At 61.9% G+C, this 14675-nt stretch carries 14 protein-coding genes; 2 read left to right on the plus strand and 12 right to left on the minus strand.

The window, feature by feature from the left end:
- Positions 1 to 47: 47 nt before the first annotated feature.
- Together ACMX25_RS06695 and ACMX25_RS06700 are read right to left on the minus strand one after the other, a co-directional pair.
- A complete protein-coding gene (locus tag ACMX25_RS06695) occupies positions 48 to 806 on the minus strand; it encodes an SDR family oxidoreductase (protein ID WP_414948769.1) in 759 nt (252 codons plus the stop codon).
- A 21-nt stretch (positions 807 to 827) separates the two neighbouring features.
- The gene (locus tag ACMX25_RS06700) at positions 828 to 2267 is read right to left on the minus strand and encodes an aldehyde dehydrogenase family protein (protein ID WP_414948770.1); all 1440 of its coding nucleotides are present in this window, start codon (positions 2265 to 2267) and stop codon (positions 828 to 830) included.
- Positions 2268 to 2613: 346 nt separating this feature from the next.
- Between ACMX25_RS06700 and ppa the strand changes: the two genes are divergently transcribed.
- Positions 2614 to 3141: an inorganic diphosphatase gene (gene ppa, locus ACMX25_RS06705; protein ID WP_213768343.1), complete on the plus strand. Its 528-nt coding sequence runs from the start codon at positions 2614 to 2616 to the stop codon at positions 3139 to 3141.
- Between the two features lie 626 nt (positions 3142 to 3767).
- A complete protein-coding gene (locus tag ACMX25_RS06710; protein WP_414948771.1) occupies positions 3768 to 4208 on the plus strand; it encodes a hypothetical protein in 441 nt (146 codons plus the stop codon).
- Here ACMX25_RS06710 and ACMX25_RS06715 read toward each other — a convergent pair.
- The 10 genes from ACMX25_RS06715 to ACMX25_RS06760 all read right to left on the minus strand — a co-directional run bounded on the left by ACMX25_RS06715 (position 4144) and on the right by ACMX25_RS06760 (position 14628).
- Positions 4144 to 4956, minus strand: coding sequence for an acyl-homoserine-lactone synthase (locus tag ACMX25_RS06715; RefSeq protein ID WP_414948772.1), 813 nt, complete (start codon positions 4954 to 4956; stop codon positions 4144 to 4146). The genes ACMX25_RS06710 and ACMX25_RS06715 overlap by 65 nt on opposite strands.
- Before the next feature lie 178 nt (positions 4957 to 5134).
- Positions 5135 to 5830 carry a LuxR family transcriptional regulator gene (locus tag ACMX25_RS06720; protein ID WP_414948774.1) on the minus strand — a complete coding sequence of 232 codons (696 nt, stop codon included), beginning with the start codon at positions 5828 to 5830 and terminating at the stop codon, positions 5135 to 5137.
- A gap of 409 nt (positions 5831 to 6239) precedes the next feature.
- A complete protein-coding gene (locus ACMX25_RS06725) occupies positions 6240 to 7166 on the minus strand; it encodes a 3-oxoacyl-[acyl-carrier-protein] synthase III C-terminal domain-containing protein (RefSeq protein WP_414948775.1) in 927 nt (308 codons plus the stop codon).
- Entirely contained in the window at positions 7163 to 8224 is a 1062-nt protein-coding gene (locus tag ACMX25_RS06730; protein WP_414948776.1) for a 3-oxoacyl-ACP synthase, read from the minus strand. Before ACMX25_RS06730 ends, ACMX25_RS06725 begins: the two co-directional genes overlap by 4 nt.
- Entirely contained in the window at positions 8221 to 8829 is a 609-nt protein-coding gene (locus tag ACMX25_RS06735; RefSeq protein ID WP_414948777.1) for a GNAT family N-acetyltransferase, read from the minus strand. The genes ACMX25_RS06730 and ACMX25_RS06735 overlap by 4 nt, the downstream gene beginning before the upstream one ends.
- 25 nt (positions 8830 to 8854) lie before the next feature.
- Positions 8855 to 9940, minus strand: coding sequence for an acyl-CoA dehydrogenase family protein (locus ACMX25_RS06740; protein ID WP_414948778.1), 1086 nt, complete (start codon positions 9938 to 9940; stop codon positions 8855 to 8857).
- Between the two features lie 24 nt (positions 9941 to 9964).
- On the minus strand, positions 9965 to 11173 hold the full coding sequence (locus ACMX25_RS06745; protein ID WP_414948780.1) for a pyridoxal-dependent decarboxylase, exosortase A system-associated: 1209 nt from the start codon (positions 11171 to 11173) through the stop codon (positions 9965 to 9967).
- Positions 11170 to 12774 carry an acyl-CoA ligase (AMP-forming), exosortase A system-associated gene (locus ACMX25_RS06750; RefSeq protein WP_414948781.1) on the minus strand — a complete coding sequence of 535 codons (1605 nt, stop codon included), beginning with the start codon at positions 12772 to 12774 and terminating at the stop codon, positions 11170 to 11172. Before ACMX25_RS06750 ends, ACMX25_RS06745 begins: the two co-directional genes overlap by 4 nt.
- Before the next feature lie 25 nt (positions 12775 to 12799).
- Positions 12800 to 13747 carry a 3-oxoacyl-[acyl-carrier-protein] synthase III C-terminal domain-containing protein gene (locus tag ACMX25_RS06755; protein WP_414948782.1) on the minus strand — a complete coding sequence of 316 codons (948 nt, stop codon included), beginning with the start codon at positions 13745 to 13747 and terminating at the stop codon, positions 12800 to 12802.
- A 2-nt stretch (positions 13748 to 13749) separates the two neighbouring features.
- Positions 13750 to 14628: a 3-oxoacyl-[acyl-carrier-protein] synthase III C-terminal domain-containing protein gene (locus ACMX25_RS06760; RefSeq protein WP_414948783.1), complete on the minus strand. Its 879-nt coding sequence runs from the start codon at positions 14626 to 14628 to the stop codon at positions 13750 to 13752.
- Between the last annotated feature and the right edge of the window lie 47 nt (positions 14629 to 14675).

The raw sequence follows: 14675 nt of genomic DNA on the forward strand, positions 1-14675 counted from the left end.
GTTTCACGCATGCTTGAAAGTTGCTCAAAAGCGCGAAATTCGAACGCTCAAACGCAGCGCCCGCCGTCCACTTCCAACGCCACGCCGGTGATGAACTCGGCGTCATCGGAGGCAAGATACAGCGCGGCATTCGCAATGTCCTGCGGAGTCGAAAGGCGGCCGAGCGGAATGGTCGCGAGAAACTTCTGACGGTTCGCGGGCGTGTCTTCCATGCCCATGAACTCCGAGAGCAAACCCGTTTCGCCCATCACCGGGTTGATGCAGTTGACGCGAATCCGGTCCGGCCCAAGCTCGACCGCCAGCGCCTTGCTCGCGATAATCACCGCCGCCTTGCTGCCGTTGTACCAGATCAGACCAGGCCGCGGCCGCACGCCCGCCGTCGATGCAATGTTGATAAACGATCCCCCGCCAACCTTGCGGAAGTAGGGCACGAATTGCGCGACGCTGAAGTAGATGCTCTTCACATTCACCGCATAGACGCGGTCGAATTCGGCTTCGGTAATTTCCATCACCGGCTTGTTTCGATGCGTCGTGCCCGCGTTGTTCACCACGACCTGGACGCTGCCGAAGTCTTCGATGGCAGCGTCGAACAGCGTTTGCCAGTCGGCTTGTTTTGTCACGTCGCCGGGGACCGCGATCGCCTTGCCGCCGCTCACCGCAATCTCGCTCGCGACGCGCTCGGCCGCCTCGCCGTTGAGGTCATTCACCACGACGTTCGCGCCTTCGCGCGCAAACGTCTTCGCAATACCTTCGCCGAATCCCGATCCGCCGCCGGTCACAATCGCAGTCTTGCCTTGCAGTCTCATGTCGTCTCCTGTGTTTACTGCTTAACCATGTTTAATGGCGATGGTTTTCAGCACCGTGAATCCATACAACGCTTCGAAGCCTTTTTCGCGGCCATGGCCCGAATGCTTGACGCCGCCGAACGGCAGTTCCACGCCGCCGCCCGCACCGTAGTTATTGATGAACACTTGCCCTGAGCGCACCTTGCGGGCAATGCGCATCTGTCTGCCGCCATCGCGTGTCCAGACGCCCGCGACCAGGCCGAAGTCCGTGCCGTTGGCGAGCCTCACCGCGTCGGCTTCGTCATCGAAGGGCATCGCGCACAGCACCGGGCCGAACACTTCCTCGCGAGCGAGCCGATGCGACGGCGGGACATCGCGCAAGAGCGTCGGCGCCTGATAAAAGCCCGCTTCGGGCGCTTCAGAAACCACTTCGCCGTGCGCGGCCATCGCGATGCCATCGTGCTGGGCATCGGAGAGAAAATCCCATACGCGTTGCTGCTGCTTCGCGCTGATCAGCGGACCGCAATCGAGATCGAGCTTACTGGGGCCCACCTTCAACGCGCTGAACGCCGCCGACAACCGCTCGAGCAGCGGCTCGTACGCCGATCGCTCGATCAATACGCGGCTGCCCGCCGAGCACGTCTGCCCCGCGTTTTGCACGATCGCCGAGACAAGCACGGGCAGGGCGGCGTCGAAGTCGGCATCGGCGAAAACGATCTGCGGCGACTTGCCGCCGAGTTCGAGCGTGACGGGGACGTGGTTATCGGCGGCCATCTTGACCACCGCCGCGCCCGTTGCCGGCGATCCCGTGAACGAGATGTGATCGATGCCCGGATGTCTTGCCAGGGCCGCGCCGGCTTCGTATCCATACCCCGTGACGATGTTCAGCGCGCCTTCCGGCAAGCCCGCTTCGGCGGCGAGTTCGGCAATGCGCAGTATCGATAAACACGCGTCCTCCGCCGGCTTTACGACGCACGCGTTGCCGGCCGCGAGCGCCGCGCCGACGCTGCGCCCGAAGATTTGCAATGGGTAGTTCCAGGGCACGATATGTCCGGTCACGCCGTGCGGTTCGCGGATCGTGAGGACGGTGTAGCCGGTTTGATAGGGCAAGGTCTCGCCGTGAAGCTTGTCGGCGGCGCCTGCGTAGAACTCGAAATACCGCGCGATGCCCGCTGCGTCGGCGTGGGCTTGCTTCAGGGGTTTGCCGGTGTCTCGTGCTTCGAGATGCGCCAGTTCGTCCTGATGGGCGGCGATGATCATCGAAAGCCTGTACAGCACGCGTCCTCGATCGGCGGCGCTTGCGTGGCCCCACGGGCCTTCGTACGCGTGGCGTGCTGCCTGGACCGCGCGGTCGATATCGGCTGCGTTGCCACGCGCGAGTTGCGCGAAGACCTGGCCGTCGGACGGATCGATGACGGCAATGCTCTCGTGGCTTGCCGGCGCCACCCACTGGTTGCCGATGAAATGCTTTGCCTCTTCCATGCCTGACTCCTGTCTCCGTGGCTGTTGGTTAGGGGGCGCGCCGTCGCGTCAGTTCATTGCGCGGCGCTTCATTCACTTTGTTTGAGGTCATTTACGTTAGCGATCACATGTCGACAACCTATTTTGCGCCGTTTTCCCGGCTCGCCGCGAACGGCGGAGCGCACTCTTCGATTGGCTATAATGAAGTAATTGGGCCGTTTCATGGCCAAACGTAAAACTTCCACGCAGCGTTGCAGTCAGGGCGTTCGCGCTTCGCGCGTGTTGTCGCGTTGCAGCAAAATGCGGCGTTGGTGCGTACCGATACGTTTATCTCCGACACCGAATTTCCACTTTGAAGAGAGTGCATATGAGCTTTAACAACGTACCCGCAGGTAAGGATCTTCCGCAGGACTTCAACGTGATCATCGAAATCCCGGCGCAAAGCGATCCGGTGAAGTACGAAGCGGACAAAGACATGGGCCTGCTCGTGGTCGACCGTTTTATCGGCACCGGCATGCGTTACCCGGCGAATTACGGTTTCATTCCGCAGACGCTTTCAGGTGACGGCGATCCCGTCGACGTGCTGGTGATTACGCCGTTCCCGTTGCTGGCTGGATCCGTGGTTCGGGCACGCGCATTGGGCATGCTGCAGATGACGGACGAATCGGGTGTCGATGCAAAGCTGGTTGCTGTTGCCCATGACAAGATTTGCCCGATGACGGCGCACATGAAGACGGTCGATGACGTGCCGGAATATCTGAAAGACCAGATCAAGCATTTCTTTGAGCACTACAAGGCGCTTGAGAAAGGCAAATGGGTGAAGGTCGAAGGCTGGCAAGGCGTGGACGCAGCGCATAAGGAAATCACGGACGGCGTGGCTAACTTTAAGAAGTAAGTTAGCGATTGATTATGGAGATGTTGAAGACCGCCTGGTCTTGCCAATGAGGCAGGACCAGGCGGTTTTTTTATGCTGAAAATCGATGTTGCTGCGATTCACGGCGCTGCCGAGCCATCGCGTAAAAACACCGCGCCTACTAACTTGCGAGTAATCAGAAAGTACGATTTCCATATATTGGTTGCGTATTTACGACAACCCCATCAACGGTCGAAATCTCTCTTTCAGGTTTCGTGTTCTCGCCTCCAGATCAACAAAGAGAGGCGACCTTCCTGCGTTTAAAAATTCTCGACACTCCTGCTGCATCTCCATGCTGACTCCGATACGGCACACCCTGTCTTTTTTCGTAGTTGTTATTTCGTCTGATAAAACCGAAAAAGGATACGTGGCTGAAGTCCGACGACTGCGCAGCGATTAACCATCACGATTGATTTGCGACGGAGACTCGCGGTTGTGCGGCCGGAACGATACAAGCATGCGCATTTGAGGCAGGGAACATCATGAAAGAACTCAACGCAGGGACAAGCACTGGCATGGAAAGCGCCCCACTCATGCTATCGGCGCACGCTGCTCCTGATCAACGTTTGCAGCAGGCTGAAGCCGAAGTCCGTCGGCTCACCAGATGCATGGAGATGAAGGACCGGCAGCTCTGCGAGCTGCGCAAGGCGCTTGCGCATTCGGCGACCGTTCACTACTCATTTGAAAATCGCCTGCAGCGTGAACTCGATGCCCTGCGGATCATGATGCCCGTGAACGAGTTCCAGGAGCATCGGGGCAAGTTCGCTCGTGACCGCCCAGAGGAGGGCATCACCGTGAAACTGCCCTACGTGACGTTGATACTGTCGGTCCTGTTCGATGCGATGTGTACGTTCTGGGCGGACTGCGATTGCGATCATCCTCCGAAGTCTGCGACCGTCGCGCACGCGATCGACGAGCGCCTGGGCTTGAGTTCGCAGCGGAATGGTGATGCTTCGCGCAGCGGGCAGGCCTATGCGTCAGCAATCAGGCCGGACTGGATGAAGGAGGCCGACAATCGGCACCATTGCCGCCCTGCAGGCATGCGCTGATCTCAGGGGCTGGTTGTCGAGACTGTCGCGTGCGTGTGGTCTGTTCTGGTGTCCCAAATTGCGAGGGGCACGTCGCCGCGCTCGCTTCAGTCGAATGCGAATGACCCGGCATGCCAGTATCTGCGAGTGGAAGCTGTCCGAAGCGGGTGATCGAGTTCAGAAGCGTGACTGGATCGCACTGGAGTTTGTGGAACGCGGCAGGGTCCAGATTGATTGAGCACGCAACGATATTGCCGTAGCCCGGTGCCGTGCCAACGCCGATATCGCGCAGATCGAGCCCGAAGCGCCGGTACAGACGTGCAACGGAAGGCGAGACCACGCCGATCACGCGTGTCGCGCCGAACGAGAGGGCGAGCGCCATGGCGTAAGGAAACAACGACATGCCCGACGTTGAGCCGGCTCGATGGTCCGGCAGTCCAGATCCGGCGAATCGCGACATCTCCCATATCGAAGGTAATGACGGCAGTGAATCTGGGCCTGCAAGTTTCGGAAAGACCTCACGCAGCAGATAGGGTCCTGTGGTGGGCATGAGCCGCGCACACCCGCACACCGCGTAGTCTGCGGACAGTGCGACTAGATGGACCGTAGCGTCTCCGTCGAATTTGTCCCATTCGCTCGTCGTATCGTGGGACACGCCGGGTATTTCCCAGTGCAGGCGCTGGACAAAGACCTTATGGCGAAAGATTCCGAGATGGTCACGGATATCCGATGGCAGGTCATCAAGCCTGCCGGCGACGATGTATGACATGGGCTCCTCCCTCGTGTTAGGCGTTGACAGCCGTTGACACGACGCTATCAGCGTGTCTGTGCGCCAGAAACTCTGAGCTTTGGGAGGGTGTCGACGAGTAGCCGCGGGCGTGCAGTGATGCGCGCCTCTTATAAGGCGACGGGTTGGAGGTGCGGTGAAAATCGCAGGAAAAACAGATTTAGGGTTTTATGATGCCCTGTATGGTCGCGTGGACTGCAGCGGCCGTCCTGCTGCGGATGTTGAGGGCCTCCATTGCTTCTTCGATGTGGTAGTCAACGGTATGGCGGGAGCACCCAAGGATCTCGCCAATCTCGGCCGAGGTTTTCCCCCGGGCGACCCAGGTCAGACATTCGAGCTGACGCGGTGTAAGCAGGTGTGTCGCTCTTCTTGAAGGTATTAGTGCGAGGCGATGCAGTTCGAAGTGAAACTGTGCGCTGATCAGGTATGCCAGCCGAGAGTTGCTTGCATTGTTGACGGAACGCAGAGAGCCGGACAGGTTGAACAGCAGGATACTGCCATCGCACTGGTGGGCCGGGATACTGATTCCCGCGGGTAGTCCGGCCTCTCTGGCTTCGTCAAGTAGCCGACGCTCGGCTTTGCTCAGCCCGATGATGTCATGCCACCGGTAGGGAGCCGACTGGAGGAACGCAGCCCGATGAACGGGGTCGGTGGCCGCATAATCCCGGCTTTCGTAGTGCCGCACCCACTCTTGAGGATAGTGTGAGCCAATCATCTCAAGCGCTGTTTGCCGGGTACAGCTCGAACGGCTTCGCGTAACGCGGCTAATCACGTAATGCGGGAAGCCGAGTTTCCCAGCTGCATGGCCGAAAGACTCGACGAGGGAAGGAATGTCAGTGGCATTTGCAAGACGCATGACCGGTGCGCCAGGTTGCGGACGATCAGATGTGAGTGACGGCCTGCGCTGGCCCTCCGTCGAACGGCGTCGAGAGACGTGTTTCATGTTCGCTACCCCGGCGCTGCGCCACAGAGTATGGAAGTTCAAGTGCCACATGAGAACGAGGCCCGTACTCAACGGCGGAGCGGTTCATGCGACACACGTTTCCGGGAGTGAGTCACCAGTCACAGGCCCGCCTACGATTGCCGCAGGTCGCGGCACCGGTATTGGCCAACTCGACACGTACTATGCGCCCGCCCCAGTGCATTCACTTTTATTATAGTCTGCAGATTGCCGCGCAGTGAATTATGTAAGGGACTACAACCATACCAATGGTGCAGGTGGGGCAAGCGGACCGAAGCGGGGGCCGAGCCGGCCTAACGATGGCCTAATGGACCAGCAACGCTGCTGCTGAAAACCCTCCGACGCCCCGGGCAAGGAGCAGCAGCGGCCTGCCCGGCACCAGGTCATGACACTGGGCGAGATTGATGAACGCATCGCTGACGGTGACGTGGCCGATGCGGGCAAAATTCTCCGCGAACAGTCGGTCCTGCGGGATGTGAAGCGAATCGAGCAGGCGGCGCCACGCAGGCAGGTCCAGATGGTGAGGCAGGATGCGCTGGATGTCGTCCAGTGTGAAATGTGTCTGTTGGACTGTCTGCCTGATCAGGCTGCGCGTGCTGAAGAAATTCTGCGCTGCCAGGCGCGGTTCGTCATTCGCCAGCACCCCTCGCCAGCCCAGGCCGCTGGCGTGCGTCGCGACCGCAAGCAGGCGGTTCACGGCAGCGCCGCGCTCAACGATGACCGCGAATGCGCCGTCACTCAGAATTCCCTCATCTTTCATTATTCTTTCAGATTCGATCGGCATGACGTCGGCGCCGACGAGCAGTACCCGTTTCAGATGGGGCCGGGCGATGAACATCGCGCGAATCACACGCAGTGCACCAAGGGCGGATGCGCAATGCTGCTGCGCGAACGAGAAGGCCTCGGCGTTGGTGAAACCGAACCGGTCACAGAGCAGGCCGGGTAGCGACTGCGGCGGTGGCGCAATGCTGCCCTGGAGCGTATGCACGTAGACGATGCAGTCGACTTCACCAGGTGAGACACCGGAGGCAAGCAAGAGGCGCTGGATTGCGCTGGCGGCAAGTCCGATTGCGCTCTGCCCATCGGCGCTGCGGTAGTAACGCACCCCGGCTCGCATCAGGTTCTGCACGGTGGCGGTCTTCTGCCGGGTTCGCTCTCCCCAGTTCCGCACGTCGTGGATGCGTCGGGGAAGATGAAATGCGACGTGCGGTATGCCGAGATCGGGAATCATGAGATGGACCGGAAATCGTCGTGCTCATAAAGGTAGGGTGAGCCGTGCGCTTCAAGCAGCGCTGTGCCCACAAAGCCGCCCATGCCGTGGCCCCACAGCAGCACGCGGCGTGTCCCGCAACAGGCGGCGCGGCTGAGCGTGTATGCAAGGCGTACGATGGATTCGGCGGCGCCGAGATGAACCCAATGTTTGTGCTGTACTCCCGTGTCCGGTCGGCCGAGCAGCTCGCATACGGCGTCCGTGAGCGAAGGAATACCCGGGTGCCCGACAACCTCGTCAATTTCACCGTGACGAAGACCGTGTCTTGCGAGCACAGACTCGATCATCGATAGCAGGGTGAATGTCCGGGCATCGGGGGATCCGCCTGCACGGTGGTGGATGTCAACGGGAACGTGCCGGGCTGCAGCATCGAGCAACTGCAAGCCACTTGCTCCGGGGGCGGTTCTTTCAACGAGCAGGGCGCCTGCGGCGTCACCGTGCACGATGCCAGGTGCGCGTATTCTGGAAAACGGTGGGCGCCACTTCTCCGCGGCGACAACCAGTATCGTGTGGGCATCCGGTTCAGCGACGAAAAGGTCGGACGCAAGCCGCAATGCCGTGAACGGCGACACGCCACATTGCTGCGAGAGCGAAAAAGCAAAGCACGGGGTACCGACTTCGGCACACAGCCGTCCGGCAATCGTGGCCGAAACGTGTTCGTCCGGACTGCTATGGCAGAACATCACGACATCGACCGGGCGTGCGCTGCGCGGGCGGGCGGCGCAGATCACGTTCGCCACTCTTGCGGCGAGTCCCGAAAGATCCGTTTCAGTTTCGACCGGCACCGCGCAGGTCATGTCGGGTGGTGGCAGATCGCAATGCACAGGGAGTGACTCTGCGCTTTCCTCACCCGGCCATGCCTCCAGCCAGTGCCCGTAGTCGGGATGCCAGGACCTCATCCATGCGTCCCAACCGGGATGCCCGCTCGCGCGCAGTGCTGACTCAAGCGCCCTCCATCGGGACAGCGGTATGGGGTCTGGCACCCAAGTCGCTAATGCGGTGATGATGGGCGTGTTCATGCGCCACCCACGGGCGAGCCGGAGTCATTGGCGAGATCAACTGGCAGCAAATCATAGAGTACGCGCCCAAACCGCGATCCGTGCATGACGTGGCAATCGCGCTGCAGTCCGATTAGGCGAAAGCCGATCCGTTCGAGCAGGCGGCGCGAGCGCACGTTGCAGTCCACGGCCCACGCGGTGATGCAGTGCAGCCGGTCGCTTGCGAACGCCTCGCGCAGAAGCGTGGTGGAGGCGACAAACGTCATGTTCCTGGAGGCGGGCCGCCGGCTGTCGCGAAGTACCCAGAACGAGCCGGTGCCGAATGCATGTGCTAGATCGCTGACGGCAACAAGACCGCTTGCGGCCTCCTCGCCCGCGCATCCGAACACCCGCAGGCGATGTCGACCGCTCTGGATCATGAGCTGCACGGCGAGCACGGGAAGCGTCTGGCGGCCCTGAGCGAAATCGAACCACTGGTTGATATCCGGATCGGCCAGCCAAGCCGCGATGTCATTCACATCGTTGCTCTTAGGTTCACGAAGCCAGCACGAACAGGATCCTCCTCCCGTCTGGCGGGATCCTTCAGTCTGGTGCGCTTCTGGTTGTGCCTGATCTTTGCTGCTCACGTCGAATCTCCTGCTGGTGAATGCCTCACGCAGACGCGGTGAATGTGTGCAGTGCGGCCTCGACCTTGATCAACAGCATCGCAAACCAGGGCACCGTCAGTAGCCGTGCAGCTGGGGGGAGGCCTTCTACGTAGCCATGACCACCGCAAAGCTGCACAAGGTCCCGCGCAATTTCCATCGCTTCGGTGGCAACGTGACGGGCCATGTGCGAAACGTGGGCGCTCTGCGCCTGCGTATCCTGCGCTGCAACCGAGCGGAGAACGAGGTGTATGGTGTGCGCGGACATGAGCATGTCGGCGAGCCGGGCAGCGACAAGTTGATAGGCGACGATCGGCTTGCGGAAGGCCTGTCGGGTCACGCTATAGGCAAGAGCGAAGTCAATGCACTGCTGCATGGCGCCAGAAAGCAGCGCGGCGAAGTAGACGGCTGTATCGACGAGCCATTGCCGTACCGGATCTCGGCTGACGTGCCTTGCGTTCTTGAATTCGCCGAGGAGGGGAGCGTCGCCAGCGGGCACGGTTGTGCATCGCTCGATGTATAACGCGCCGAGCATGGCAACAGGTGCGGCCCCTTGGGTGTTCGGCTCTCCAGGCATCGTCGCGAGCACGAGCTGCGGACGTTCATCGTCCATGCGGATCATTATTGCGGGCGATGCTGGATGTTGACGCAATACCCAGAGGCCCGAAGCATCGACGTCCGGGATACCCAGCGCAATGGATGTGGTGCCGTCAAAGTAGTGCTGGATATCCCGATCGGGTAGCAGGTCGAGTGCATTGTATTCGCGCAGCGTCAGCAGTGCGGGGCTGCTGAGGGTCAGCTCCGCCGCGCGTTCCAGCGGACCCGCTGCGAACTGTTCAACGACAAGTGCCAGGTCGTGGCGGCTGATTCCCATGCCCCCCGCCTGCTGCGGCAGGATCATCGTCGCGAGGTCGAGCGTCGCCGCGAGCCTGACGCTCTCGCTCCACAGGGCAGGGTCCAGTGGACGGCCCAGCAAAGGCTCGAGGCGCTCGCGTGCAAACTGCCTTGCGGCCATAGCCAGCCCTCGCTGGTCGTCGCTGAGTGCCCAGGATGGTGGTGTCAGGTCTGCCACAACGGACTCACGGGATGCCATGATGTTTCTCCGGATGTCGCCGGCTCACACGAGCATTTCGACGGGTTCGGGATGACTGAGAAAACGTAGCGGGCTTGCCGAGCGCCCATACGCGCCCGACTGTTGCACCACGACGAAATCACCGATATGGACTTCGGGAAGTTCAATGTCGTCCGCAAGACGGTCGAGCGGCGTGCACAGGCAGCCCACCACGTGACAGCGTTCGCGTGCCACACCCTCGGGACGGTTTCCGATGATGACTGGAAAGTTACGGCGAAGGACCTGACCGAAGTTGCCGGAGGCAGCCAGGTGATGATGCATGCCGCCATCCGTGATGACGAAGGTTTTGCCGCGCGAGAGCTTTCGGTCGATCACGCGGCATACGTAGATCCCCGCCTCACCCACCAGGTAACGGCCAAGCTCCAGGATCGGCGTCGTTTCGGGCAGACGTTCGTAAAGCCGTGGTAGCCAGTCGTGCATTGCCTCGCAGACTGCCTTCACGTCGAGTGGTGTTTCTCCCGGGAAGTAGGGGATGCCAAAGCCGCCACCAAGATTCACAAACCGCAGCGGTTGAGGCAGAGCGCTGGCCAGCCGGAAGATGAGTTCAACACTCTGGCGTTGCGCCTCGATGACGGTCGCAGCGTGCAAGCACTGCGAGCCCCAGAAGATGTGAAAGCCGGCGAGTCCGACTTCCCGCGCTTCGAGTTCGCGCAGCAGCGCCGGCACCTGGTCGACATCGACGCCGAAGGGCGCCGCACCGCCACCCATGCGCATGCCACTGTGCGCGACCTGAAAGTCGGGATTGACGCGGATCGCCACGCTGGGCGTCACGCCGAGCTCCCATCCGAGCGCGGTGACGAGCTGCAGCTGGGTTTGTGATTCAACGTGCACGTTGACCCCGCTGGCGATGGCACGTCGCAGGTCGTCGTGAGACTTGCCCGGCCCGGCAAAGCCGATTGCGCCTGGCGTGGTGCCGGCATCGAGCGCGAGCGCCATCTCCTGTGCCGAAGCGACATCGAAACCGTCGACCCGCGCGGCGAGGTAGTGGATCACGGCGGGCATTGGATTCGCCTTGATCGAGTAGTGCAGGTGTATGCCGCAGGGCAGCAGGCTGCGCAGTTCTCGGATGCGGGCATCGATCACTGAGCGGTCGTACGCGAAAAACGGTGTGCGCCCGGCACGGTCGGCCAGCTGGCCCACGTCCACGCCACCGAACTGCAGGCCCAGAGGCCGCCGGATGAAAGTCAGGCTCACGATGATTTCTCCCCTGAAGTGCGCTCAAACGAGGTAAGCCCTGTGCGCAACGCCACCCGGTCGAATTTCCCGTTGGGATTGCGTGGGATCTCCGCACAGCTCACGATGTCTCGGGGGACCATGTAACGTGGCAGGCGCTGCATGCACCAGTCGCGCAGATTGTCGACACCTGAGCCACCTGCGAGGACGACGAGCAGCGCGACAGCTTCGCCAAGCTCGTCATCAGGGATACCCACGGCGACCGCTTCCACGACTAGCCCGCTTGCGTGGATCGTTTCCTCGATTTCTTCCGGGCTGATCCGGTAGCCCGAACTCTTGATCTGGGCGTCATTGCGCGCGATGAAATAGAGAAAACCATCGTTGTCGCGCCGCACGAGGTCTCCGGACCAGACCGCCACGTCACGCGGCGTGCCACCCGCTTTTGCTTCGGGCGAAGGGCGGTAGCGTTGTGCGCTGCGTGCGGCGTCGTTCCAGTAACCGAGTGTGACGCACGCGCCCACGTGTACCAGCTCGCCGGGTTCATCGGGCGCGCACGGCGAACCGTCCTCCCGGACGACGAGCACCCGCGCATTGGGCACGGCCTTGCCGATCGAGTCGGGCCGCCGGTCGACTTGAGCTGGATCGAGAAACGTGGAACGGAACGCTTCGGTCAGCCCGTACATCAGAAAGGGTGCGGCCTGCGGAAACAGCGCCCTGAGTCTCTGCAGTACCGGCAGCGGCAGGCGACCTCCGGTGTTCGCGAAGTAGCGCAGTGTGTTGCGCGGGCCGTCCGGCCACGTCGCGGCTGCGAGTTGCATCCACAGTGGCGGCACACCCGTAATCGCAGTGATGTGTTCCCGCTCGCACGTAAGGACGACATCGTGTGCGGTGAGGTAATTCAGAAGCACCGCTGTCGCGCCCGCGGACCAAGCCGAAGTCAGCTGGCTTAGCCCCGCATCGAAGCTCAGGGGCAGGACGGCGAGGATGCGGTCAGACGGCTCGTGACGCAGATAGTCGGCCACGCTCCAGGCACCTTCGAGCAGATTCCTGTGGCTGAGCATCACGCCCTTAGGCAGGCCTGTCGAGCCGGAGGTGTACAGAAGGGCGGCCAGGTCGCTGTCGATCGTCGCTTCGGACAATTCCGGGATCGGGGCATTGTCGGGGCCGGCGGTCTCGGCGCGCGGCCAGCGATGCACGCGGACCGTGGTCTCGGGGCCCGAAACTGCCGGGTCGACCCCATCGACGAGAATCAGATCGGTTACCGGTGCAACACCTTCTGCAGCGAGGGGACCGGCGCGCAATCCGGTGCTCACGAGGCACCGGGCGCCACTGTCGCGAAGCACGTGAGCCACCTGGTTCGGTTTCAGGAGCGGATTGACCGGGACGAACACGCAACCCGCCGCGCAAGCGCCGAGCATCGAGACAACGGTCTCAATACGTTTGTCGAGAAAGATTGCGACGCGCGCGCCTGGAGCCATGTCGAGGGAAGACAATGCTTGCCCGAACGCGTGGCTGCGCCGCAGCAGTTCGTCGTAGGTCACACGGACATCGCCGCAAACGAGCGCCTGCGCATCAGGTGTGCGGCGTGCTGCCGACTGCACAAGGTCAAGGAGGTTTCTCATGTCCGGGTCGCAATGAAGGTCAGAATCAGTGGCGGATTACCATCGCGCCAAAGCAGCCGGCAAGTCCGCTGGAGAACAGCAGGGAGCAGGAACCCGGTTGCCCGTTTGGCGCGGTGTGTAAGTTGATGAAGGGGTCTGCGCCGAACACGTGGCCGAGGCGCCCGAAATTAGCGGTGAAAAGGTGCTCCTGGGGTACGGAGAGCATGGTCAGTAGGCGGGACCATCCGGGGAGGTTGACGTGGTGAGGCAGGACATGGAAGAGTTCATTAGCCGTGATGCCTGCCTCTGCCAGGGCCGCACGCATCGTCGTGAATGCCGACCAGTAGTAACGGTCATCCGACACGGGCTGCAGGTCGTCGTCGGTGCCGCGGAAGTAGCGACCGTCCGTATAAAGATGCAGCCCCACAATGCAGTTGCGGCCGGTACCACGCTCCAGGAGGATTGCGCACGCCCCGTCGCTGTGCAGCGCAAGGTCCTGGATGGCGCGCAGATGATCGCAGCCTGAGCCCATCACATCCGCGCAGACAACGATCGCCCGCTGGATGGGCAGACCTGCGACGGTAAGCACGCGCAGCATGCGGATGGTGGCCATCGGCGAGACGCAATTTTGCTGCATCACCGAAAATGCGAGTGCGCGATTCAGTCCCATGCGGGACTGAATGAACGCCGCGGTACCGGCCGGCGGTGCGAGGACGCTGCTCTGGATTGTGTGCGTGTACACGAGTGCATCAATGCTTGCCGGTGTCGCGCCGGTGTCTTCGAGCAGGGCGGCAACCGCTTCGCATGCAAAGGTGACCGGTGACTGCGCTGCAGCATCGTGGAATTGCTGCACACCGTTGCGCAGCAATGCACTCGCGCGCGCCTCGGGCAATCCGCAGCGACTCGCCCAGGTGGCCACATCGACCGTGCGGGACGGAAGGCTGAACGCGATTCCGGACACGGACAGCATGGAGTCGGGCAGGGGCGCAGACATCGCTAGCTCCCGCGAAACTCGAGGATCGCGCAGGCGGCCTGTCCCTGGAAGCCGACAGACCAAAGCAGGATGCGTTGACCGTGCGCCGGAGCAGCCGACTGCAACAGCATGTCGAGTTGCACGGGCGCGTCTGCGGCACACAGGTACCCGATGTCCCCCGGGTCCGGATACCACATTCGCTCGGCAGGCAGTCGGGCCCGTGCGTTGACCTCACGTGCCAGGGTTGCGTTGATACGCGGAGGCACGATCCAGTCAAGTGCGGCGGGTTTCAGGCCCGCCTGCGTACACGTCGCGCCGATGACTTCGGCTACAGCCGCTTCGTCAATAAAGGCATCGTGCGGCGGAGTGGAAACGGAGGTGAAGGGTGTACATACCATAACGCTGCGCACGCGCCATCCGGGTCCGGCCCGGCGCTTGACCAATACGGCAGCCGCCCCATCACCCAATGCGGCCAGCGAACCTGTCTGGCGGGAGAATGGCGGCAGCCAGCGTTCAGCCGCGACGATCAGTGTGGTGGACATGCGCTTCTCGCTGGCCATCATGTCGGCCGCCATCTGCAGCGCAAGAAAGAAGGACACGCCCTGGAGCTGTCCGATCGCGAACGGCACGCCCGTCGACCCCAGTTCGCTGTGTAGGCGACCCGCGCACGAGAGCGCGAGATCGTGCTCGAAGCTTGTCGCACAGACGATAATCTGATCCGGCGCGAGTTTGTCTTTCCCGGGGGGGCGCCGGATAGCTTCCCTCGCTACCATTGAGGCCATTTCCGAGAGGAGGTGATGTGGCTCGCTGGCGAAGCGCACCGACTTCGACGAATGATCGACGGGACCGGAGCCTGCCACCTCGCGGCTCCAGCGCAGCGTATCGGCATAAACTGATCGCATGATGGTCTCCCGCGCCAATGAAGGCGTGTCCGCTGGCTGCTCAAACG

The organism is Caballeronia eucalypticola, from assembly GCF_047608185.1.
Lineage (GTDB): Bacteria > Pseudomonadota > Gammaproteobacteria > Burkholderiales > Burkholderiaceae > Caballeronia.

Coding starts and splice junctions, on each gene's coding strand:
- ACMX25_RS06695 (WP_414948769.1), bottom strand. CDS start 806: ATGAGACTGCAAGGCAAGACTGCGATTGTGACCGGCGGCGGATCGGGA.
- ACMX25_RS06700 (WP_414948770.1), bottom strand. CDS start 2,267: ATGGAAGAGGCAAAGCATTTCATCGGCAACCAGTGGGTGGCGCCGGCA.
- ppa (WP_213768343.1), top strand. CDS start 2,614: ATGAGCTTTAACAACGTACCCGCAGGTAAGGATCTTCCGCAGGACTTC.
- ACMX25_RS06710 (WP_414948771.1), top strand. CDS start 3,768: ATGGAGATGAAGGACCGGCAGCTCTGCGAGCTGCGCAAGGCGCTTGCG.
- ACMX25_RS06715 (WP_414948772.1), bottom strand. CDS start 4,956: ATGTCATACATCGTCGCCGGCAGGCTTGATGACCTGCCATCGGATATC.
- ACMX25_RS06720 (WP_414948774.1), bottom strand. CDS start 5,830: ATGCGTCTTGCAAATGCCACTGACATTCCTTCCCTCGTCGAGTCTTTC.
- ACMX25_RS06725 (WP_414948775.1), bottom strand. CDS start 7,166: ATGATTCCCGATCTCGGCATACCGCACGTCGCATTTCATCTTCCCCGA.
- ACMX25_RS06730 (WP_414948776.1), bottom strand. CDS start 8,224: ATGAACACGCCCATCATCACCGCATTAGCGACTTGGGTGCCAGACCCC.
- ACMX25_RS06740 (WP_414948778.1), bottom strand. CDS start 9,940: ATGGCATCCCGTGAGTCCGTTGTGGCAGACCTGACACCACCATCCTGG.
- ACMX25_RS06750 (WP_414948781.1), bottom strand. CDS start 12,774: ATGAGAAACCTCCTTGACCTTGTGCAGTCGGCAGCACGCCGCACACCT.
- ACMX25_RS06755 (WP_414948782.1), bottom strand. CDS start 13,747: ATGTCTGCGCCCCTGCCCGACTCCATGCTGTCCGTGTCCGGAATCGCG.
- ACMX25_RS06760 (WP_414948783.1), bottom strand. CDS start 14,628: ATGCGATCAGTTTATGCCGATACGCTGCGCTGGAGCCGCGAGGTGGCA.